This window comes from Aetokthonos hydrillicola CCALA 1050 (genome assembly GCF_017591665.1).
GTDB classification, from domain to species: domain Bacteria; phylum Cyanobacteriota; class Cyanobacteriia; order Cyanobacteriales; family Nostocaceae; genus Aetokthonos; species Aetokthonos hydrillicola.
The window spans coordinates 1-22,343 of the sequence record NZ_JAAKGC010000042.1 but is presented as its reverse complement, the minus strand read 5'-3'; the positions used below and the strand labels follow the sequence as shown (position 1 = coordinate 22,343).

Genomic DNA, 22,343 nt, shown 5'->3' with positions numbered 1-22,343 from the left:
AAAGAGTGACCGCGCTTAATATTGATATTTTTTGATACTTAACAATACATGATTCTCTAACCAACACACACAGTATAGATAATGATTGGGCGACGATCCTTACACCCGTGAATTCTGGAAATTTGGTTTATTCCTAATTTATGGATTTATTGTCTTTATAGAGCTTTTAATGAATTTTCTATAATTGTAAATAAATTTGACTAAGATGAATGAAGCTACAATTGTAATCATAATAAATCTCTGTTTAAATAAAATTCTAATATCACCTTCAGGTATATATTGATTAGCTTCAAGTACATAATAAATAAAAGCATTGAGAAATGAGCTAGAAGTAGGCACTTCTGCTGCTGTGAACGGATAAATCGCACCTACAAAAGAAACCAAAATGGAGATAGATGCTGTTATAAAAAATAATATTCTGACAGCCTTTAAGTTATGTATCTCATAATATATATGTGCTATTGGTAAACACAAAAGGAACATCAGGTCAGCATACCATCTGACTCCATAAGCCCATCCGCTGAAATTATTGGAGCGAAAAATGTATAACAGCACATAGCTGCATGATGCTACAAACATTAAGACATATTCTTTACGGTATTTAAACTCTCGATTGAAGAGCAACTTGACGAAACCATAAAAAGAAAATATTAGAATAGGTGTGTAGCTAATTAAACCCCGGTTACCTAACAGCATATGATAAGCGTAGTTAAGTAGACTTGGAATGTCAGAAAAATGTGCTACACCAGAAAGGCTATTTTCCCCAAAATATGATCCTGGATAGTTCCATAAAGCTTTATTCATTGCCGGGGGTATTAGACTACCTGAAGTATATATGTTTAGCCCAAAATAAACAAACACCACTGGAACACAACCAAGGATAAAGGCGAGTTTTGATTTTATCTGCTTATTGAAAAAAGCAATAGTGAAAAAAGGAAGAAACAAAAAAGTAGTTATATCAATACTACCTGCCAATGTAACTATAAAACCTATAAAAAATGCATCTTTCAGGCTTTTTTGTATTTTTATTTTGAGTAAGCAATAAAAACCTATCAACAAAAGAACTCCAGAAACAGTATGGTTATTAAACACCGTTGAGTACGGTAGCAAAAGAGTTCCTGCACCGGTAACTAGTACAACTACATCAGCCCACTTCTCTTCTATTTTTAATAGATTGAGAATTTTGTAGAAATAAACCATACCAACACATGTTGAAACTCCAACTGTTAATAGTGTCAAGAAATAGTATGTTAGGTTTTTATACTGGCTGAAAGTTATACCAAATATTTTCAGAAAAAAATAGTAAACTGAGCCGTACATTGCTAGTATTGGAGGTTTGTCAGAATAAAAATGGCCTTGATAAAAGTATTTGTCACCGGTGCCTAAAAATTGAGAATTATCAATTGCAAAAGTACCATGTTCAACTAGTGATTGAATTGTTGCCATTCTAGATTTGTCATTCCAACTGTCTACTAATGGAATTGTTAATACAACGAATAACAACAAAAAGAATAAAAATATTTGCCAACTCTTTTTCATAAACCAGAACTCGAATTTCTCTAACCTTCCAGAATTTTTGCAAAACCAGAGCAACCTGGATACTTCGATTCTGTTAATCAGAATGAATCATACCAGGGTCAGTTGGTTCTCCTTACGGAGACGCTGTGTTGCAAGTTAAAAGGAGCCAGTTCTGCAGGCTGTGTGTGCACTGAGCTTGTCGAAGTGAGGGTCTCCCTCCGTAGGAATCTGGCGTTCAAAAGTAACAACCCCATAAATAAATCAAGGGGCTTGCATCCCTTTTTTTTATTGGTCAGCCCTCTGTAACAATTTAGGGCTTACGCAGCGTACACATGTACTAATATAAGAATCTTCCCAGCCTTGGTAATTAGTTTTGGTAACTGTAACTCTGGTTGGGAGATTTGCGGTTACTGATACACAGGAAAATGCTGTCAGTAGGAATCCCAAGCAGAATAATAGCAAGCTTTTAACCTTCATCAAGAACTTTCTCTTCATCTGGTAAGAATTACTTTAGTACACTTTGGTCACATTCTGACGTGAAATTAGAGCAAGTTTTTAATTACTTTTAAAGTGTAGTGCTATCAACATAACAAAAGGATTTTTCTGTTTCCGCCTTGACTGAAATTTAACGTCTTAAAAAAACTGTAATTCTTTACAAGAACTATTGGTCAAGCAACAGAAAACAGGATCCACATTTAAACAGTGAGTTAACTTGACTGTGTGAGCGAACCATATAGCTTCAAACCGTTCTGGAACTTCTACCAATTTACTTTCTTTTTCTTTTGACTTTTATCAAACAGTATAGAAACGGTATTAATAGTGCATTAAACTACGTTAACGCACCACTCTTATTTGGAGTAATAATCTATAGCTGTACCCAGGGATTTTGAGGCGGATATGGTATATTTCGTTACCAGATTTTATGTAAATTTTTTATCGTCTTGAGTACTCCACTCCAAATTTGTCCTTGATGACTATTTAGGTATAACTCTCCAAAGTGCAGGTTTATCCTTTGCCCATTCAGGAAATGAATATACGACAGGTTCAAATTTATAATTCGGCTGTTTTCGTCTCACCAAGCCAAGCGCGAGCCAACCCATCACCCCGCTGCAAACTCTGTTAACTTCCGCCCACTCACAGGCTGATACGCTAACACAATCTCCCCCTTAGGCACCCCCAATTCCACTAATTCATTCGCTACTCCTACTTCCGTCCCGTCATACTGAATCCAAATCTTCCCTTCAATAATATCGATATGAATCGTACAACCAAACACCCGTCGCCGATTCTCCCAACCCACACTGAACAACTGATAGTGATCGCGCTCATCATCAAAGAACACAACTTCCTCAATCTCGCCATAGGAAGACTTCAACCGACTATGCTCCGTCAAAATCCGCTTAATCCAAACCCGGTATTGTTCTAGCTTATCCATTGCACAACCTCCTGTAAATCTGGATCAAAAATTAGCAACTTCACTGAATTTTCCTCAATGCTTATTCGGACGACCTCTTCTGGAAAAAACTCTTCGTAGGTAAACAGTGGCACCGCCAAATACAGCACCCGTTCTGGCTGTTTCAATCGCAATGCAATCCGATAATTAATAAACTGTCCAAGCGCCGCATGAAATTCTGAAATGGTTGAAGGTGCTAGAAAACTCTTCACCTCTACAGCGATGAACTGATTGTCCTTTTCTGCCGCAACCAAAGCCTCAGCTGCCAAATCAATCTGCAATTTGTAGCGCGTCGAAAATTTCAATGTCAATGGATCAGCCGTCACCTTCCAGCCATCTTTGATCAGTGCAGTCTTCACGACATCATGATAAATATCCCGTGCGGACATATCGCAAATCACTCATAGGTATAGTTATTTTACCGTTTATTGTGCTATTTCTTTGCAGAAATTGACCCAGAAATAAAGAACTCCACCCACAAGGGGATGGAGTTTTTTATGATTCGCTTGGAGGGTTTAGGGAAGTCCAATTCCGATTTCCCTCCGATTTTTCCACATGTCGTGAAAAGTCAGATCCTGTTTTCGGTTTAAGAGGTTATTCAACTCCTCCTGCTGTTGAAGCGTCTTCAGTTGAAGCAGGGGCGCTGGGAAGTTCAAGACAGTATCCAGCACCGTATACGGTTTTGATGTAGCGGGGATGACGTGGATCTGGTTCTAGCTTAGTTCGTAGGTGACGAATATGTACTCGAATCGTTTCTATGTCATCATCAGGATCGTATCCCCAGACTTCTCTAAGGATTTCGCTAGGCGAGACTGTTTGACCATGTCGTTGCAGTAAGCAGTGGAGTAGCTCAAATTCTAAGTGAGTTAACTTGACTGTGTGAGCGAACCATATAGCTTCAAACCGTTCTGGAACTAAGGTTAATGGTCCATAATTGAGAATCTCAGTGTGTTTTGCGGCTTGGGGTATTCTATCGGTACGCCGCAAAAGCGCTCGCACTCTTGCTAGCATTTCTTCGACTTCAAATGGTTTGGTCAGGTAATCGTCTGCACCAGCATTAAAACCTTCCACTTTGTCTTGAGTTTGGCTTAAAGCCGTTAGCATTAGTACAGGAATTTCAGCGGTGCGATCATCCCGACGTAGACGTTGGCATACGGTAAATCCATCTACCTTAGGCAACATCAGATCAAGAATAATCATATCCGGCTGTAGTTGGAGAGCCAACGCTTGCCCTTTGATGCCGTCTTCTGCCTGGCTAACATCATAGCCAGCCATTTCTAGGTTAACGGCAACGAGTTCTGAAATCGCTGGGTCGTCGTCTATGACAAGAATCCTCGGCATTATTTAAGATATGTGACGGCTTGTGAAGGATAAGGAAGAACCTTTGGTAGATACAAAGATTGCTTCATTGATTATAAAAAATATCTAAAATATAACATAAAGATTAAGATTTAGTTGTAAAACCAAGACAAGACTGTACTAAATTTTTAGATTACCATGTGTTACGCCTCATACAAAGCGCCCTGGTTTCTCAAAAACGGTGTAGCAATGACTCTCTATACTACTTTTTGGGGAAGGCGTAACTGGGAAAGTACTATAAAGCATCCAGAACCACCTTATCAGCAAAAAATATTTATCGGTGCTCAAGGAGTGCCAATTTTTGGGTTGGTTGCCATTCCCGAAAACGCCCGTGGAACAGTTGTGGGCACTTATGGTATTACAGGTGAATTGGCTAATCAATGGTATTTAAGTCTATTCGGGCGCAAAGCATACGCTCAAGGGTACGCTGTGGTGCTGTTTGACTGGCGAGGTCATGGCAAAACGGCAGAATTATCACCAACCCTAACTAGCGATGGTTTATACGAGGGAGAAGATTTTGTTCGTATTGCAGCTGCTGCCAAAGCTATGGGGTGTCCAGGGAAATTTTGGTTTACAGGATATTCCCTTGGGGGACAGTTGGCGCTATGGTCTATTAAAGCTGCTGTGGAGCTAACAAGGGGTGATGATAATTTAGGATTAAAAGACAACGACATCGGTGGTACAGCAGTAATTTGTCCGAGCTTAGATTCTAAGCGATCGCTTGCTTACTTAGTCAAACAACCAGTGGGTAAGTATATTGAGAAAGCGATCGCTATAGCACTAAAAAAACTCGCATGGCGGATTCACGATGCTCATCCTAGAAGTATCGATCCAGAGAAAATTCAAAGGATTCATAGCATCTGGAGTTTTGACCATGAGTTAGTGATTGATCGGTTGGGTTTTAACTCTGTGGAAGAGTATTACGAGGCAAGTAGTGCTTTACATTTGCTGCCAACGTTAGAGAAACCCACCCTTATTATATATGCTGAAAACGATCCGTTGTTTGATCCAGCCATTTTGCCTGATTTGCAAGCTGCCTGCGCAAACTCCAGCACAATAGATTTGTTACTGACTCGTCACGGCGGTCATATTGGCTATTTAAGTAGCACATTGGGTCAGCAGCTAACAAAAGACCCTGACCCTTGGTGGGCATGGAATCGGATTTTACAATGGATTGAAGGTTTGGATCATCGATCCTTCAATTAGTATTCCAAAGGAAATCCCCAGGTAGGGTAGTCAGCCTGGAGATAATTTTTGGATGTATCTAAAAGATCTCCTGGGAGCCAACCAGGAGAAGAGATTTCTGTTTTTTGCTATGCGTCTTGTTATTTAAGACTCATTGATTTACACAATACTTTTCCCTAAACACAAGATGTTGCCAAATTGCCAAATCAAGCAATTATTTAAAGTGTAGAGTTTAGAACAGTAAATCTACCACTACCACGATCTTCGTCGATGTTCACGTAATGCTCCCTGACTAATAAAAGTTCTCTCAATTCCATTTACAGCTCGCAGTAAGATAAACAGGAAAATCAGATAAATTCTTGTTCAAAATGTTTTAACAGATAGGCACTCACCCCTCACTCTATTAATTGAAAATAGCGGTAATAATTGACTAATAGAATAGTAATCTTATTTGAAAAAGAGCCAATTCATTCGTGGGGTTTCACCCCCATAACCTTAGACCCCTATGTTTAATAGAGAATCTTCATCATGTTAATATCATAAGTCTTCAAGGCAAATAGGCAACAAAAAATCCCCATAAATAAATTAAGAGGATTTGTTCGGGCTTCGCGTTACCGCAGGATAGCGAAGGTATTTTTTGTTGCTCTTTACCTTACCTTAAAAATATTTTTATCGTTATTTATGAATCAAGTTGTAAGTTTCCAATTCTTTTCTATTCACTCACAACGATAAAGTCGGTACCGGTAGCCATCGACAGATCGTGGATGATTACCAGGAATACAATTGTGTTGATTGAGAAATGTATTGAGCAGTTCGTCTGGTACTTGTTGAAAATTAACTAGCCACAAATCAGAAGGATGGGGTAACTGATCTAGGGATTTATTGAGTGTGTTAATTGCTGAATGGGAATCTTCACCAGAATGAACTAACAAGAATAAGGGGTTTAGGGGTGTTGCTTTATTAGAAGCGTGTTGCTGTAATGAGAGTGCAATACCCATCAGTCTACCTGTCTGCCCATGATGGTGATGAGCGATCGCTATCAAAACTGTTCCCTCAGATTCCTGTCGAATTGCTTTAGCAACTACATCTGGGCGGTGAGTTTTCTGGTAGCCTAAGTTTGTAATAATAGTCAATCCGCCTAGTAAGCTCAGTAACCAAATGAGAATGACAGTTTTCTTATCACTAATATTGATGAGCCTCAATAACACTCTAGCTAACCCATTGGTAGCTACCTGAGGAGTTTTCCAAGCACTTGCCAGTCCAGCCCCAACTAAAACGATGACTGCTGGAAAGTACACAAAATGGTAGCGAAACACACTGGTCAAGTCAATACTAAGAAAATAGACAATACCAAAGAACAGGAGAACGGCTCCCCCTACAAAGCTTAGAAGAACATAGACTGCTAAGCGCTGGCTCTCTTGCTTGCGCAGTTGAACTTTTAATCCCCACCAGAGTTTAGGAACCGTCCAAATCACTGATAATACGAGTACCACACCTGAAATAATCACGACTAAGTGAGATTTGGCTTGGATTGGCAGCAAATACAGCATGGTAATCCAACCCGCGATCGCTTGTATGATGGGGTTTAACCACTCTAGTCCTGAGCGATTAGTGTGATAAATCCATTGGGTTAGCTCATTGTTAGAAAGTGTAGGTAGGAAAAAAGGTAAACAAACCAATACCGTCGCGATCGTTCCTGCGGCTACTCCCCAAATTCGTTTCCAATGGGTACCAGTATACACACTCCCACGCTGTTGCCAAATTTGAACAATTCCTAAACCGCCCACCACCAGAGCTTCCGCTGCTAAGGTTAGGCTAAAAAAGTAATGGGTAGCTAGCCCCAACGCATTTGCAACAACCCAAGTTACACAGATGTTGAGCGGAAGTGGAATGCGATTGTGAATCGTTTGAGTTGCTCTCAACATACAGTAGAGAGAAACAATGACCCAAATAATCGCTAAAGTGTAGTGACGCGCTTCCTGTGCTAAGTAAATTCCAAAAGGAGATACGGCCATAAACGCGGCGGCAATTTGCGCTACTATAAGACAGCGAAATGCTAGCCATCCTAAAAGAAAGGTTAGTGGAATTGAAACGGCTCCTAAAAGCGCAGGTAGAGTTCTAGCCTCGAATACTGATATTATTCCATCTGAGGTCGCGAATAAATTCAGCCAGAAATGAGAAAGGATAAAATACAAAGGGGGATGGTTACTCTCGACGAGTAAGTGATTGATCACTGTCCTGACATTTGCTTGAGGATCAGGCACAAGAGGGCTTAGCAGTTCCTTTAGTGTGATAATCTGATCCGATGGCACTGACAGAAAGCTGTTACCCAAGCTGAACACGATAGTAGAAAACTCATCTGTCCATAGTGGTTTGTCTGCAAGATTCGTAAAGCGTAAATTGAAACCGACTACTGTCCAAATCAACAGCAGTAGAAGATGAAGCCCACGACGTTTAGAAAAAGCACGTCTCATGCTTTTAAATTCCTTTTGCTGTTCTACCAGCAACTCCCCACACCCGTACTCTGGCAAAAATATCACAATTCTTTCCCAGAGAGTAAGAAGAATCTAAATAGGCACGAGGAAATAGGCAAAAAGGGATTGGGGATTGGGGATTGGGGCATGGAGGACTGAGTATTATTCGCTCCTCTGCTCCTCTGCTCAGAGAGCCCTCTTACAAGGCACAGTTCCCAGGAAAACTTCACAATCCTTTATAAATTGATGGTGAGAATAACCCCTTGAAAAATTGTATAATTACGGGAAAGTCAAAAAGCATAAGAGATTTTGACGACGCACTTTTGATTTTGAAACCGATAACGCTGTTTAACCAACAATTTGAGATTTGAGATTAGGGTTTCCATACTTAATACCCTGATATGAGGAAGTTGAGAGCATCTCACCTATCCTAAATATCTTATTGTAGGAATAGTAAAGCATCGGAGATTTGGTAGGGGAAGGTAGTTTTCAGGGGAAGCAAACGGCATCGAGTGAGGGATACCTCGCTAGTCTCCTCCAAAATCCCGGCATTCAAAATCCACGCAATTGTTGTTACTGTGTAACTAACTCAATGACTGCTGTGAATCATCAGTGGCTGCCTGGGGCGGCGGATTTAACTTTGTTGCAAGATGATGTACATATCTGGCGCGTCAACCTTGACTTACCAGAAACACAACTGCAACATTTGACAGAAATTTTATCGAGTGATGAACTGAGTCGAGCTAAGCGCTTCTATAAAGAGCAGCATCGACATCGTTTTATTGCTGGTCGCGGTATACTCAGGACTATATTAAGTCGGTACTTGGGTATTGAACCGCAACAGTTGCAGTTTTGCTATGAATCGCTTGGGAAACCAATTTTAGCTGAAAACTTGCGTCAGAGTAAGCTACAGTTTAATCTAACACATTCTCAAGGTTTAGCTTTGTGTGTAGTGAGTTGCGATCGCTTAGTTGGGATAGATCTGGAATATCTCCGACCAATTTCTGATGTTCTCAACCTTGCCAAACGGTACTTTTCACCAGCAGAATATTCAGTTATGCGATCGCTTCCTTCTCACCAAATGCAAGAGGTATTTTTCCGCTACTGGACTTGCAAAGAAGCTTATTTAAAAGCGACTGGAGCAGGGATTGCACAGCTAGAGGAGATAGAGGTCTTCCTGACTCCAACAGAACCAGCAAAGCTCAATATAGATAAACAATGGAGCCTATTTGAGTTAGTACCTGTAAAAAATACCGTTGCTGCTGTTGCTGCAGAGGGTATTGGTTTGGAGTTAAAGCTTTGGGAGTATACCAATGGATTAGATAACGGATAAGATCTGGTAAATCTGGTAGGGTGCGCTCTTACGGAAAGTCGTAACGCACCGTTATCAAAGGTTTTTATCAAAATTAAATGGTGCGTTACGACTTCGTCCTAACGCACCATACAAAAATGGCTGGGTTTTGCTTTGGCTCAACCCAACCAATAAATAGCTATTATTTGAAATCCTTGCTAAGGGCGTAGCCTCTGGCTTCTCGCAGAGTACGTTGTACCCTGCACCGAACCCTTAAAGGGGAACGCCCCTACATCATTTATAGAAATGTCTATTAGAAAACGTTCAGAAACCCGCTCTCAATCAAGTAAGCCGAGTACGTCATAAACAATTGCGAATCTATCGGCGGACAGACGATAGAACTGCCTGTAAGTGCGTCTAACGTATCTTGACAACTGATGATAGGTCTTCTTGACTGCAAGTACAAATCTGGGATTGTTAGTTGTTCTTTTGACCATCTTTCAAGTAAGAAAGGTCGCAGTGTATAGAGAGGATTTTCCACAGAAGCAATATTAACTAATTGCGCTTGCCATTGATCATAAGGAATCAATTCAAGTGGAAAACCAAAAGAGCGCATCCAATCAATTAACTTCTTGAAAGGAACAGGGTTAGGATGTTGTAAGTGGAAAGCCTTGCCTATTGATTCTTTCTGCTTTGATAGATGAACAATGGATTTACTCACATAATCCACAGGTGACATATCCATCATGTATTCCACATCTGGAAAACACCCCATGGCGAGACAGCCCTTAATCATCAAGCAGATAAAATCATCCGTGTTACAAATACCAGTTTTGCTATGTCCTGAGATTAAAGGTGGTCTATGGATAGTCACAGGAAGTCCGCGATCGCTAGCAATCTTAACTAACTTTTCCGATACCCATTTCGTTTGAGAGTATCCCAGAAAAATACCTTCCCAATGGTCGAAATTATCCTGTTCCTTAACAACCTTGCCAGCATAAGCTGGTGATTCAAAAATAGCGACGCTAGAAACGTAATGTACAGGCTTAACCTTATACAGACTCGCCATCCGCAACACTTCTTGTGTTCCTAGAACGTTAGCAGCCTTGAGTGCTGAGTAAGGATAAACATAATTCAGCATAGCAGCACTGTGATAAATAGCATCCAGATTCGCTGCTAGCATTTCAAACCCTTCAGAACTAATGCCTAAGAGGGGTTTACTTAAGTCTCCTAAAACTGGGATAATTCTCGGACTGTACTCTTCTTCCCAAACAAAATATCTTTGTAAGTTTTGTTTGAGCTTTTGCTTACCTTCTTCTTGATGAGAAGCACGTACTAGGCAGTATATATCTGCATTAGTCTCGTGGAGCAATTCGTTGATGATAAAAGCCCCTAAAAAGCCTGTTCCTCCTGTTAAAAAGACATTATCCAAGGTAGCTGTAAATTCAAAAGATTTCGAGCTAGGACGGATACTCGATTCTAGAACAGCTTCAGCAGCTAAATTGAGGGTTGTAGTTTTAATAACAGCAACGTTTTTCTGCCCAGGTGATTTTAATTCTTGTGATTCTTCAGCTAGACGTTGAGAAAGTGCTTCAATATTTGGGTAATGCCAAAGTAGAGTAGGCGATATTTCAAACCCCAGCATCTTTTCTGTTTGAGTCACAAGAGACATTGCTTGTGCTGAATCTAAACCGTAGCTGTCTAAAGATGCTGTAATATCTATCTCACTAGGTTCTATATTTAGTGCTTTGGCAAGATGAGATAATAACCATTCTTGAATTTCTTCTGCTGTATGAGACTGTTTTATAGCCATTATTCACACACCTCTAACGTAGATCGAACTGGGCAATATTGACTGTAGTCATCCTGGATTTGTAATCCTTGGATTTTCAGACTTTGAATGCGGTATAAAAATGCTGCACCTGTCATAATGTGGTTAGCGACATCAACAACCCGACGATTATCTGGTTCAGATAAATAGGAACCGCGCACCCAGTCATTGAAGCTACCCATCGCTGGACCACACCAAATTTGATAATCAACTTCTCGACCCTTTTCGCCAGAATGCGACCAACGAGAAGATAATCCTAAATACCAGCGGAAAATCGCAGCCATTTTCATTTTAGGATTATTACTTGCTTTTCCTAATTTCTCAGGATTTCTTTGGGATAAATATGCCACAGTTTCTTCCCATACTTGGTCGACAGTTTTGCGAAGAACTTGTTTTTCTAACTTCTCCCTTTCTGCAATAGGAATATCATCAATTGAGTTATAAGTTCTGTATAGCTCATATAATTTTTGGGCTCGTAAAGGAAACATTGTTCCTCTTTTGAGTACTTGAAGTTTTACACCCATTTCAAACATATCAGCAGCCGGAGCCATCATCACATCAGCCATTTCTGCTTGTGCTAATAACTGCTTGGTATGTTCACAACTCCCAGCTTCAACACATGATTGATTAATTGAACCAGTAACTACATAAGCAGCACCCATCATAAAACCAGCTAAGGCTGATTGTGGAGTGGCAATTCCTCCTGCTACTCCAACTCTCACTGGTTTTGGATAGCGGTATTTTTGCTGAATTTCATCTCTTAAAGCCAGAATGGAAGGTAAAAGACAAACTAGTGGTCTATTGTCTGTATGACCTCCCGAATCTGCCTCGACAGTAATATCATCAGCAATAGGGACTTTTGCTGCGAGAGTCGCTTGTAACTCACTGATGAGTCCTTGTTCAACAAGTTCTTTAAGGATTTTTGCTGGCGCTGGTTGTAAGAATTTAGTCGCAACTTCTCGACGTGAAATTTTTGCAATAACTTTGTTTTTGATTTCAATTTGGTTGGCTGCATTTAAACTAAGTCCAGCCGCACGATAATAGACAATGTTAGGAGTTAAGTCTAAGAACGCAGAAGCTTCTATTGTTCTTACGCCATATTTAAGGTATAGATCAACTGCACCGCGTTCAATAGCAGGTTCGTTGGGACTGTGAATTAAATTAAATGCGTAAGGATTAGATCCTAGTTGTGCTTGAATGTTGTTAATGGCTGCTTCTAGCCGGTTTGGACTTAAACCACCTGCACCAAATGAACCTAAAATTTTCGCTTTTCCTAGTGCGATGACCATTTCTTCTGAAGCAATACCGCCAGCCATTGCACCAGTACTATAAGCATATTTTACGTTGTGAAAGTCTAGAAAGCTTGGGTCTCCTAAATTTTGAGTGGAGATTGGTGGAATAGCTGTCAGCAGTTTTACTTGTCCTACTTTACCATTCTCTACAGGAGCAATATAACCTTCATGAGTAACGCCGATTTTGTCTCCTACTTTAACGACGTAACATGGTTTATCTATATTGAGCAATTTATCCTTGATATCCGAGCGCTTAAAAGATACTCTCTCTAAAGAGCCTTGCCAGATTTGGTTGTTATTGAAATTGCTATAAAACCCAAGACCATTATCGTGTTCATTGATTCCCACATCTACAGTCATCACGATAGCTATTCCTTCATTTATTTTGTTTGTTCGTAGTTGCGCTTTAGCGCACTCAAGCTCAACTGCAAGCCTTCAAGTCGTTTTACCAAAATTTACATAGAGCCAGTAGTAGGTTGGGTTGAGGAACGAAACCCAACATTTTTGGGATCTAGTTGGGTTTCACTCCGTACCCCTACGGGGAAGCAAGCTACAACCCAACCTACTAACTCCTGACTCCTTTTTCATCGATTTAGTAAATTCTGAGCGCAAATTATTTGCAATTGAATAAGTTCACTAATTTGCTGGCTAAATTCCTGCCTAGATTTTAGGAATGCTGCATGAGCTTTAGTAACTCTAGAATTGTTAGTAGTTAGTTTTTGATAATGAGAATCAATAAATTCTGGTGAGGTAACTGAGTAACCATATTGCTGAGTAACACCATCTAGGTGTTGATTTACATATGACTCATCAAATTGTAATTCTTCTTTCGGTTCAAAACTGTTATCGAAAGCATGTTTCATGTTAACTTCCTCTTGCTGACTATTTAGTGGAGATGTATTGCTATCAGTAGCCGCAACATTGCTTGTTTTGTGAAGAGAATCTGTCAGTGGAACGGCAGAACGATAAAGTTGTAGGTTGTTTGAGATATTCTCAAAAAGTTTGAGATTTTCCTCATTCAAAATCTTGGATGTAATCGAATTTCCGCCTAAAACCACTGTTCTTGTTGTCAATTTACTTTGGCGACTGGCTTCTTGAGACTGAGTATAAAGTGGTGATAAATCTAAAGAAACTCGATGGCTCAGAAGTTTTGCTAGTGCTTTGATGATAGAAGCATGGTCATCTACACCTCTTCTGTTGAGAGTTACGGTGATATGTTCTTTACCTTCAAGGTTTTTATCAATCCATCGAGAACAAACACCGCCAGCACCAGCTTCGATAAATATTCTGGCTCCATCTTCGTAGACTCGGTTAACCAATCGTGGAAAATCAAGTTGTTCGCACAAACATTTAGCTATACTGTGAGCGATCGCCTGACTCTCCAGTTTAATCGGCGCATACTCAGATGCAGAGTAAATAACAATATCCGAGATTTTATCATTAGCCGGTAGAGTGTTAACTCTAGCAATTTCCCCATACTCTGAGCGCATCGCATCGCAATGGATCACATGATCGAACGGTGCGCGGAAGAAATTACAACCTAGCTTTTTAATAACTCTCTCACAAGCGGTAGGATCACCAGCAATAACAACTTCTTCTGGTGTATTAATCTGAGTTAGATAAACGCGATTCTCATGCTTGAGATATTCCAGAACTTGAGAAGGAGTTGCCAAAATGACATAGTTACTCCAAAAATTATTGTCCGGGAATTCTTGTACTGATGGCAATCCCCAATACTCACGTACAGCGTTTTTATCAGCAGATAACCTGTCAACAAACAGAGGAGATGCGTGTAAGGCTTCAATTCCTTGGCTAAAATGAGTCCATACCCCAGCAGCAGACATCATGCTAGTTTCACCTAAGCTATAGCCAAAAACAAATTTTGGCTTGACTTGGAAATCATCACGCATAATCGCAGTGATGAATCTGGTGAATATCATGTCAGTGTCAAAAATTGCTAAAGAATCATCTAGTAGCTGTTTTTCAAGGCTTTCTAGTTGCCTAGTTGATAATTTATTCAAGCTTCTAGGGAAAATAAGCTTAGAAATATCAGCAACCAAGCTGGGAAGACTTTTGATCGCTATATCATCATGGATTTTGGGAAATAAACGAAAAAGATTCCTTGCAATGCCAATATAAGAATTGACAGCAGCCGGATAGACGTAAGCAACTTCTCCCTTTTTACCAAGTGGTTTAGCTGTAAAATAACTACCTAGAGGTGTTTGCCAATCTTCAGAACGCTCAAAGGCATTATTTACCCCTTTACGTGCAGCTTCAACTTCTTTCGTTAATTCGTTTTTGTTCCTTCCAAGAATCGCTAAGGCATAATTAGCATCAGAACGCTGTTTGTAGGTGGTAAAAGTCTGCTTTGCTGCAACACCTAAAGATGTAGAATTTTCAATAGTCGTTTGCAGTGCGCTCAGTTGCTCTAATAACTCAGCGCGATCGCTAGCAGCAAGTGGGAACAGATAAAAAGGCATCTGCTCCAAATACCGACTATTGCGCTGTTGTTGGTCTGGTTCTTCTGATACAATTAAATGGGCATAACTGCCATCTATTCCCATACTATTAACTGCAGCGACTCTCTTATTCGCATCTTTCGCTAAAAACCAAGGTCGCGATTCTGTAGCAACATAGAAAGGACTATCTTGCCATTGTTCTGTGTTTTTAACCCCAGACCATTTAGGAGTTGCTGGAATATACCTGTAGTAAAGACACAGCGCGGTTTTTATCAAGCTAGCGATTCCCGACGCTACATAAGTGTGACCAATATTAGCTTTTACACTCCCAATCGCACAGCTTAGATTATTTCTATCTCCCGGGTAAGCTTGGAGTAAACCTTGAATTTCTGCTTCGTCTTCACTCTTAACTCCACTACCAAATACTTCTAGATATTCAACGTCTGTCCCTTGAATACCCGCCGTTTGCAAAGCTTGTTGACATACAGAGTTAATAGCGTTTGCGTCGGGTGTTGTTAGGCGATTTTGCAGGTTCTCAGATTTTTGATTGTCTTGAGCAAAACTGATTGCATCAATAACCGAGTAAATGCGATCGCTCTCTTTCTTGGCAGTTTCATGACGCTTGAGAACTACTGCTCCTGCACCTTCACCAACTATCCAGCCATTCGCCTTTTGATCATAACTCAAGGTAGCAACACCTGTATTCACTGCAGCTAACTGGTTCCGCAATAATACATTTTCCACCCCACCAGCTAAATCAATAGCACCTACTAACACTGCATCTGCTTCCCCAGTTGTCAGTAAATGCTGAGCGATTTCCAATACTTTAAAGGTAGAATTTTCTCCAGCGGTGATAGTGAAAGAAGGAGCAGTGAAATCCCATAAAGCAGAAATACGGCTCGCCATGATGTTGGAGATATAACTCACATATTCGCTGCTTTCTACTGGATTGTGAATACCATCCTTGACAACGGTTTCAAGTTGTGATGTTGTTTCTGCTGGTAGTGAAATTCCATCACTCTTCAAACCTTGCTCGATTTGCCAAGATAAATTCCACCTTTGTTGTAGCTGGTGAACAGAAAATTCTGTTTCTGCGGCGATAAGCACTGCTACATTTGCACCCTCTTTAATTCCCGCATCTTTCAAAGCACGTTCTGCTACCTTGAGAAGTAACAGTTGTTGTGGGTTCAGTTTAGAAAGCTCGTTAGGAGGGATTTTGCTAGAGATGGTATCAATTTCAAACTCTTGAATGTATGCTCCTACTGGCGGTTTACCGTCTGTTAAACCATACTTCTTCAGTAAGTCTTCTTGATTGTCTATACCATACCATCTGTTAGGGGGAAGAGAAATAAAATGCTGTTTACCCTCATAAATACTGCGTTCAAAAGCATCTAATCCATTGCAACCTCCAAAAAAGGCATCCATACCCACAATTGCCATTTTTACAGGTTGTAGAGGCTCGCTTGAGCCTACGATTTGTCCTGTGGTTCCCTCCTCCAGAATCATATGAGCGTTGGTTCCACCTAAACCAAAAGCACTAATAGCTGCACGTTTGATAGATGTTTTACTAGACCAGTTTGTAGTGCTAGTGACAATTCGTTGAGGTGAAATAACACTATTTTGGTCACCTATAGGATTAGCGACGTTAATAGTTGCTGGAATAACACCTTTAGACATGCTCAAAAGTACTTTAATCACACTCACCGAACCTGCAGCAGTGAGCAAGTGACCAACATTGCTTTTGACAGAACCTACTAATGGGGTTGCTTGATGTTTACCAAAGAAGGTTTCTACAGAACTGGATTCGGTTGTGTCTCCCAACAATGTACCGGTAGCATGACACTCCATGTAATCAATATCTTTAGGAGTGATTTGTGCTTCTTGGTAAGCGCGCTCAAATGCGAGGATTTGTCCTTTAGAATTAGGGCTAAGCAGGTGTTTTCCTTTACCATCGTTGGATAGCCCATTGCCGCAAATCGTACCGTAAATGCGATCGCCATCTCGAACAGCATCACTGTATCGTTTGAGTACCACCATCCCAACACCATCGGCGGTAATTAATCCTCTAGATGACTTATCGAACGGACGGCTAATGTCATTGTCTTCTGGATACCCCTGGATACCAGAAAATAACATCCGTATAAACAGAGGATCTGCACAACTGATTCCACCAGCCAGCATCAAATCAGCTTTATGCGTCCACAAATAGTGTGATGCTAGCTTCATAGCGTACTGTGGTGATGAACAAGCAGCATCCAAGCAAAAATGAATACTTGATAAAGAAAGGGCTTGGGCAATAATAGCTGCTGGCAAGCCTGATATCATAGCATTGTAAGTAGAAGCATTTGCAGAACTTCTCAAAGAAGCCAAATCAAAGTCTTCATACTGCAAAAGTTCTCTAACTGCTGATGATAGAACTTCCTGATAAATGGGGCTTAATAATTGATTAGAGAATTTAGTAGGTAAAGAAAGACTCCCTAATATGACTCCGCATTTTGAAAGAATATCTTCTTTACCCAAATAACCACTGTGCTGCAAAGCTTGTTTAGCAACATCAAGTGACCATTTAAAGGTATTATCTAAGCTCTCTAAAAATTCTGTTGGCAGGTTATATCCAGTGGGATCAAACTTAAAATTACGGATGAACGCTCCCTTAAGGGAATAGATTTTATCTGCTTGACCTTTTTCTGGATTGTAAAAAACATTCGGGTCTATTCCTGTTTCTTCGATACTCAGTGTTACTGTTGAATCTTTTTGTTGAATGAGATTCTGCCAAAATTCTTCAGGATTTTTAGCATCGGGAAAAAGGCATGAATATCCAATAATCGCTATTTTTTCCATTTTTTATTTCCTTATTTTAATGACAACCCCAGTATTGCCCTCACCCCCATCCCCTCTCCCAAATATGGGAGAGGGGTGAAATGGCTCTTGTTCCCCTTCTCCCAAGTTTGGAAGAAGGGGTAGGGGATGAGGGTTATCAAGGTTTTCACGCATTTAGAATGCTCCCGATACAACAAATTTCTTCTGGGGTTCAAAATCCAAAACTCTATCAACTTTTCAAGGATTGAGTAGGTATAATAATTCCCTTACCTCCTAACAGGCGCGAGTAGACTTTCCCTTGCCCGTCATGTACGATGAAATCGGCAATGACACTAGTAGCTGTCTTCGTCTTAACTTCGCAAGAAACGTAAAAAGGAGTATTGCAAGGGGTTTCTAAGAACTGTTCGTATTTTTGAATCCCTGCTGGTAAACAAATTTCTTGATGAAAATACTGCATCCAAATCCATAAGGGGTGAGTACTTAAATCAATTGAATAAGGATTTACCCACGCAACGGGAAATTGTCCTTGTTGTTCATCTGTAATTTCGTGCCAAACACATTCAGTCGTGATTTTTTCAGGAGTGATATTGATGACTCTTTTTAGTTCTTGAAAGGAAGCACCGTGAAATAATGGGAATAGTGTTGATTTCCCGTGTTGATAAAATTCTTTACCAGTATTGGTGATGATTTTATCTTCTTTGAGATTTAAAGGTTCATAAGTAGGAGATGTGGGAAGCTCTCGCAAAAGCTGAACCTTATCAATACTGAAGTGATAATTGATTTTCCCTTCTGGGGTTTGGCTCCAGATTTTGGCTTGAAACAGGATTTCTTGAGAATCTGTTTTACCAATTTCTTGCAAATCTACAATATATTCCTTGGCTACGGATTCATTGAAATTAATTCCCTTCAAGACTTTGAAGTCTGTGTTGCTAAAGAATCTATAACCAGGATAAAGTTGTTCACACGCATCGACAATCCATGATACAGCGCAAGTGGCTGGTAGAACTGCCTTACCAGCAATCACATGATCCTGTAAAAATGGATTTGCTTCTAGTGAAAGACGGCGACGGATGCGGTAGCTTCGCAGTTCAGGATCTAATGGTGCTGGTGGTGGACAGAGTGGACTACCTATGACGACTTGTGCAGTTTCGTGATTTGTGGGGTGGAGTTCGTTAACGAGCATTTGTGTCCCAGTGTCTACTGGAATAATGTCAATCCCTCGGCGAGCAAACTCTTTTTTTAACTCTGGTGTTACCATACCACTATCCCATCCGCCCCAATTGATTGCGACTACATGACAAGAGGGATAGCGTTGCTTTACTAGATGGGCTGATTTGTTGAGGATTTCGTTGGCGATCGCGTAATCAGACTGTCCGATATTACCGTAAAAACCCGTTACAGAAGAAAACAAAACTAAATACTCTAGCTGGCTGGGTTTTACACAAGACAGAAGATTTTCTAACCCCTTAACTTTAGCTGTATAAACCTTCTCAAAATCCTGTTCTGTTTTCTTTTCGATTAATTTATCAGCTAAATTACCAGCACCATGTATAATCCCAGTAATTGCTCCCGTTTTTTGAATTACAGTAGCAAGTTTCTGCTGTAGTGTCTGAACATCAGTAACATCAACACTTAAATATTCTGCTTCACCACCAGCTTGTTGAATTGCTTTTAGTGTTTGTTTGATTTCCCGATCAGAGATAATCTTGTTATACAACTTTTGTACGCTTATAGGTGTGGGTTTCTCTCCAAGGGAGAGCAAGTTTTCCATAATGCGCTTTTTTAGTGCTGGTTCTTCAAAGCAATCCTGAGCCCAATCTGGTTCCTTATCTAAGAGTTCCGAACGACCTAAAAGGATAAATTTACAGGGATAGTTTTGTGCTAATCGAATAATACATTTTGCTGTAATACCTTTTGCACCTCCGCTTACCAGAAAAACTGATGAAGAACGAATCTGGTTGGCTAGTGTCATAAATTCTCCTCGGGGATGGGGGGTGGGTGATGGGGGTTAAGGGAACGGGAAAATAAAGTGTGTAATTAACAGAAATTGCCTAGTACAAAAAATGTATCGATGCTGAAATATCCTCGTAATTATGGAAATTCCCTGTTCTTTACTCTTTCTTGATCAATCGTTGTTTGAGAAACTAAATTATCAGATACATAATTACGATTTTTTCGAGATTTCCGTGGTTTTTTATCTATTTTTTGAGGTATTTCTTGAGGTGTTTCTTCAGGGCTTGGTCGCTGATTTGAAGGTTTAGTTGCTACTACAACAAGTAGGGCTAATGCTGTTAAAACAGTCAGCAATATTGGTAGTAGCATACTACTTTCGTTAGACCTTACTTCCCTATTTTCTACTGTTCTGTTTTCTACTGGTCTAGTTTCTGCTGGTCTAGTTTCTGCTGATCTAGTTTCTGCTGATCTAGTTTCTGCTGGTCTAGTTTCTGCTGGTCTAGTTTCTACCGTCCTACTCCTTACATTGCCGCTGACAAGCTGAATATCAACAAGATCTTTTTTATCAGGTAGTAGTGTAATAAAAGATTCATAAGTTTCATATCCCTTAGCTTCTATGGTTAATTTTCCATCAAGGCTACTGTTGCCATTAAATTTAGCTGTAAATCTATAAATGCCTTCTAAATCTGAGTAAACAACAGATGGAGCACCAGGGAAATTAAGTAAGATTTTAGCTCCACTAATTGGAGCGTGTTTGTGTTGATCAACAACTCGACCAAGAAAATTAATTCCTTGATTTTTTGGCATGGGCTCAAATGAGGGGAGCAGCCCCTGTGGGGGAAGTCAAAAGGAGCCAGTGCGTTGGACGGGTTTCCCGGCTTAAAGCACCTGGCGTTCAAAAGTCAAAAGTCAAAAGTTGGGAGCAGAGGAGCAAGGGAGCAAGGGGAGCAAGGGAGCAGGGGGAGAATAATGACTCCTGAATTCTGACTCCTGGCTCCTGACTCCTGACTCTTTTTACTTAAGTGCGCTGATTAATGTAACTCGTCCTTGTGAACCGTAAGCAACTTCTGTAAGATGACGATTAGGATCGTGTAGTTCAGCAACGATATTTTGCGCTGATTCGTCAGCGTTAATGGTAGGGTTCAAGTCAATGGCACGACAGAAGACTTGTTGCCATTCCCAATTTAGAGTTTTTGTTAATCCGAATAAACCAGCGCTAATGGGACCAAAGTTAACATATCTTCCTAACCCAAATGCTCCATCAAGACGAACTACGGTGCAGAAGCAACTGCGTCCAAGACGCGCCGCTTGATTGAGGGATTGTTTTAGATGTTTCGCTATGAAGAAAACATGCTTAACAATTAGTTTTTCCTCTTCGAGATAGGGAATTTTACCGTTATGGCTCACCCCGAATACAGGATTGAGATGGATGAAAGCACCAATTGAACCGTAGGTAGTTGCGATCGCAGACAGTTGTTGTTGTAGATGCTCTTCACTAAGTTCACAAAGCGTCACGCGACTAACTCCTGCTGGTAACGGTGCTTGTTGTGGGATCAGGGATTGAGGGAAACTTAAAACAACTACTTTCCAGCCTTTGTCTATTAACGATTTCGCTAGCTTAGAAGTTGTGAGAGTACCATCATCTGTAACTAAGCCGATGTAACCTTCTGGTAAAGTGAAATCTAGAAAATCTGGTTGAGGTAGGGTTTTAAGTTTCACTTGGCGGCGTAGAGTATTATTATTTAGTTGTATTGGCTGGTCACAAGATGGCTGCTGAGGCTTTTTTTTTTCACCACCAACTAGCTTTTGCAGATACTGTACTATCTGACCAATAGTACGTAATTCTCCAAGTTCTTCTACATTGGGTTTGGGTAAATCGGGGTATATTTCTTGCATCGCCCCTAAAATTTCTACCCGCTTAATGGAGTCAATCCCTAAATCAGCCTCCATATCCATGTCCAAATCCAGCATTTCTACCGGATAACCTGTTTTTTCACTGGTGATTGCTAGCAACGTCTGACCTAAATCAGTTAAGTCATTGGTAGCAGGTGAATCATCTGTGATAGGTTCAAACGAAGCAGAAGCAACAACAGATGGCTTATCTGTGAAATCTACCGACGAAGCTTGCGCTAGATCTTTCACAAAATCCATGACTTTACTTTCTACATCCGCTGCGACGGTATGATTTTCTATCTGTGGCTCAGGTGTAGAAACAGTACTTTCTACAGACATGGATTTAGCAACTTGGGATTGCAAATACTCAACAGTTTGACCAATAGTCCGTAATTCTCCAAGTTCTTCGACATTGGGTTTGGGTAAATCAGGGTACATTTCTTGTATTGCCCCTAAAATTTCTACCCGCTTAATGGAGTCAATTCCTAAGTCAGCCTCCATATCCATGTCTAAATCCAGCATCTCTACTGGGTAGCCAGTTTTCTCACTTGTGATAGCTAACAAGTTTTTACCCAAGTCAGCTAAATTTATAGTTCCACTCGATACTGGAGTAACAATAACCTCTGGTTCTGTTTTTACTGCTACAGTTTCGAGAACTGGTTCAGGGAAAGTCTCTGATACAACAGTTTCTGGTTCTATGGTTTTTGCGATTGGCTGGCTAGTAAATGCTTGTTGGGTCGTTTCTTCGGCGACTTGCGCGATCGCCTTTGCCCCTGCGCTTTGCGCGATCGCATTTTGGTTCACCGTAGGCTGAG

General features: G+C 40.5%; 13 protein-coding genes and 1 pseudogene. 2 read left to right on the top strand and 12 right to left on the bottom strand.

What is annotated here, in order from left to right; genetic code table 11:
- Nucleotides 1-138: 138 nt before the first annotated feature.
- The 5 genes and pseudogenes from G4P69_RS20550 to G4P69_RS20535 form a co-directional block, all read right to left on the bottom strand.
- On the bottom strand, nt 139-1,539 hold the full coding sequence (locus G4P69_RS20550) for a hypothetical protein (protein WP_208339166.1): 1,401 nt from the start codon (nt 1,537-1,539) through the stop codon (nt 139-141).
- Between the two features lie 648 nt (nt 1,540-2,187).
- Nucleotides 2,188-2,283, bottom strand: a pseudogene (locus G4P69_RS40480) (DNA-binding response regulator); the annotation flags it as partial.
- Between the two features lie 334 nt (nt 2,284-2,617).
- Nucleotides 2,618-2,953 carry a XisI protein gene (locus G4P69_RS20545; RefSeq protein WP_208339165.1) on the bottom strand — a complete coding sequence of 112 codons (336 nt, stop codon included), beginning with the start codon at nt 2,951-2,953 and terminating at the stop codon, nt 2,618-2,620.
- Nucleotides 2,941-3,360, bottom strand: a complete 420-nt coding sequence (locus G4P69_RS20540) for an element excision factor XisH family protein (protein ID WP_208339164.1) — start codon at nt 3,358-3,360, stop codon at nt 2,941-2,943. The genes G4P69_RS20545 and G4P69_RS20540 overlap by 13 nt, the downstream gene beginning before the upstream one ends.
- Nucleotides 3,361-3,565: 205 nt before the next feature.
- Nucleotides 3,566-4,312 carry a response regulator transcription factor gene (locus G4P69_RS20535; protein WP_208339163.1) on the bottom strand — a complete coding sequence of 249 codons (747 nt, stop codon included), beginning with the start codon at nt 4,310-4,312 and terminating at the stop codon, nt 3,566-3,568.
- Nucleotides 4,313-4,468: 156 nt separating this feature from the next.
- On the opposite strand from G4P69_RS20535, the gene G4P69_RS20530 reads away from it, so the two are divergent.
- Nucleotides 4,469-5,536, top strand: coding sequence for a YheT family hydrolase (locus G4P69_RS20530; RefSeq protein WP_208339162.1), 1,068 nt, complete (start codon nt 4,469-4,471; stop codon nt 5,534-5,536).
- 695 nt (nt 5,537-6,231) lie between these two features.
- Here G4P69_RS20530 and G4P69_RS20525 read toward each other — a convergent pair.
- Nucleotides 6,232-8,055: a glycosyltransferase family 39 protein gene (locus tag G4P69_RS20525; RefSeq protein ID WP_310834087.1), complete on the bottom strand. Its 1,824-nt coding sequence runs from the start codon at nt 8,053-8,055 to the stop codon at nt 6,232-6,234.
- A 526-nt stretch (nt 8,056-8,581) separates the two neighbouring features.
- Between G4P69_RS20525 and hetI the strand changes: the two genes are divergently transcribed.
- Nucleotides 8,582-9,322, top strand: a complete 741-nt coding sequence (gene hetI, locus G4P69_RS20520) for a 4'-phosphopantetheinyl transferase HetI (RefSeq protein ID WP_208339161.1) — start codon at nt 8,582-8,584, stop codon at nt 9,320-9,322.
- Nucleotides 9,323-9,593: 271 nt separating this feature from the next.
- Here the strand turns inward: hetI and G4P69_RS20515 are convergent, their stop codons facing one another.
- The 6 genes from G4P69_RS20515 to G4P69_RS20490 form a co-directional block, all read right to left on the bottom strand.
- Nucleotides 9,594-11,093: a thioester reductase domain-containing protein gene (locus G4P69_RS20515; protein ID WP_208339160.1), complete on the bottom strand. Its 1,500-nt coding sequence runs from the start codon at nt 11,091-11,093 to the stop codon at nt 9,594-9,596.
- A complete protein-coding gene (locus tag G4P69_RS20510) occupies nt 11,093-12,766 on the bottom strand; it encodes a PfaD family polyunsaturated fatty acid/polyketide biosynthesis protein (protein ID WP_310834086.1) in 1,674 nt (557 codons plus the stop codon). Before G4P69_RS20510 ends, G4P69_RS20515 begins: the two co-directional genes overlap by 1 nt.
- A gap of 221 nt (nt 12,767-12,987) precedes the next feature.
- Nucleotides 12,988-17,703: a PfaB family protein gene (locus G4P69_RS20505; RefSeq protein WP_208339159.1), complete on the bottom strand. Its 4,716-nt coding sequence runs from the start codon at nt 17,701-17,703 to the stop codon at nt 12,988-12,990.
- A 208-nt stretch (nt 17,704-17,911) separates the two neighbouring features.
- A complete protein-coding gene (locus G4P69_RS20500) occupies nt 17,912-19,654 on the bottom strand; it encodes an SDR family NAD(P)-dependent oxidoreductase (protein ID WP_208339158.1) in 1,743 nt (580 codons plus the stop codon).
- A 119-nt stretch (nt 19,655-19,773) separates the two neighbouring features.
- Nucleotides 19,774-20,442: a carboxypeptidase-like regulatory domain-containing protein gene (locus G4P69_RS39345; RefSeq protein ID WP_243902132.1), complete on the bottom strand. Its 669-nt coding sequence runs from the start codon at nt 20,440-20,442 to the stop codon at nt 19,774-19,776.
- A 207-nt stretch (nt 20,443-20,649) separates the two neighbouring features.
- Nucleotides 20,650-22,343, bottom strand: a 1,694-nt coding sequence (locus tag G4P69_RS20490; RefSeq protein ID WP_243903003.1) for a phosphopantetheine-binding protein, incomplete at its 5' end; no start/stop codon positions are given.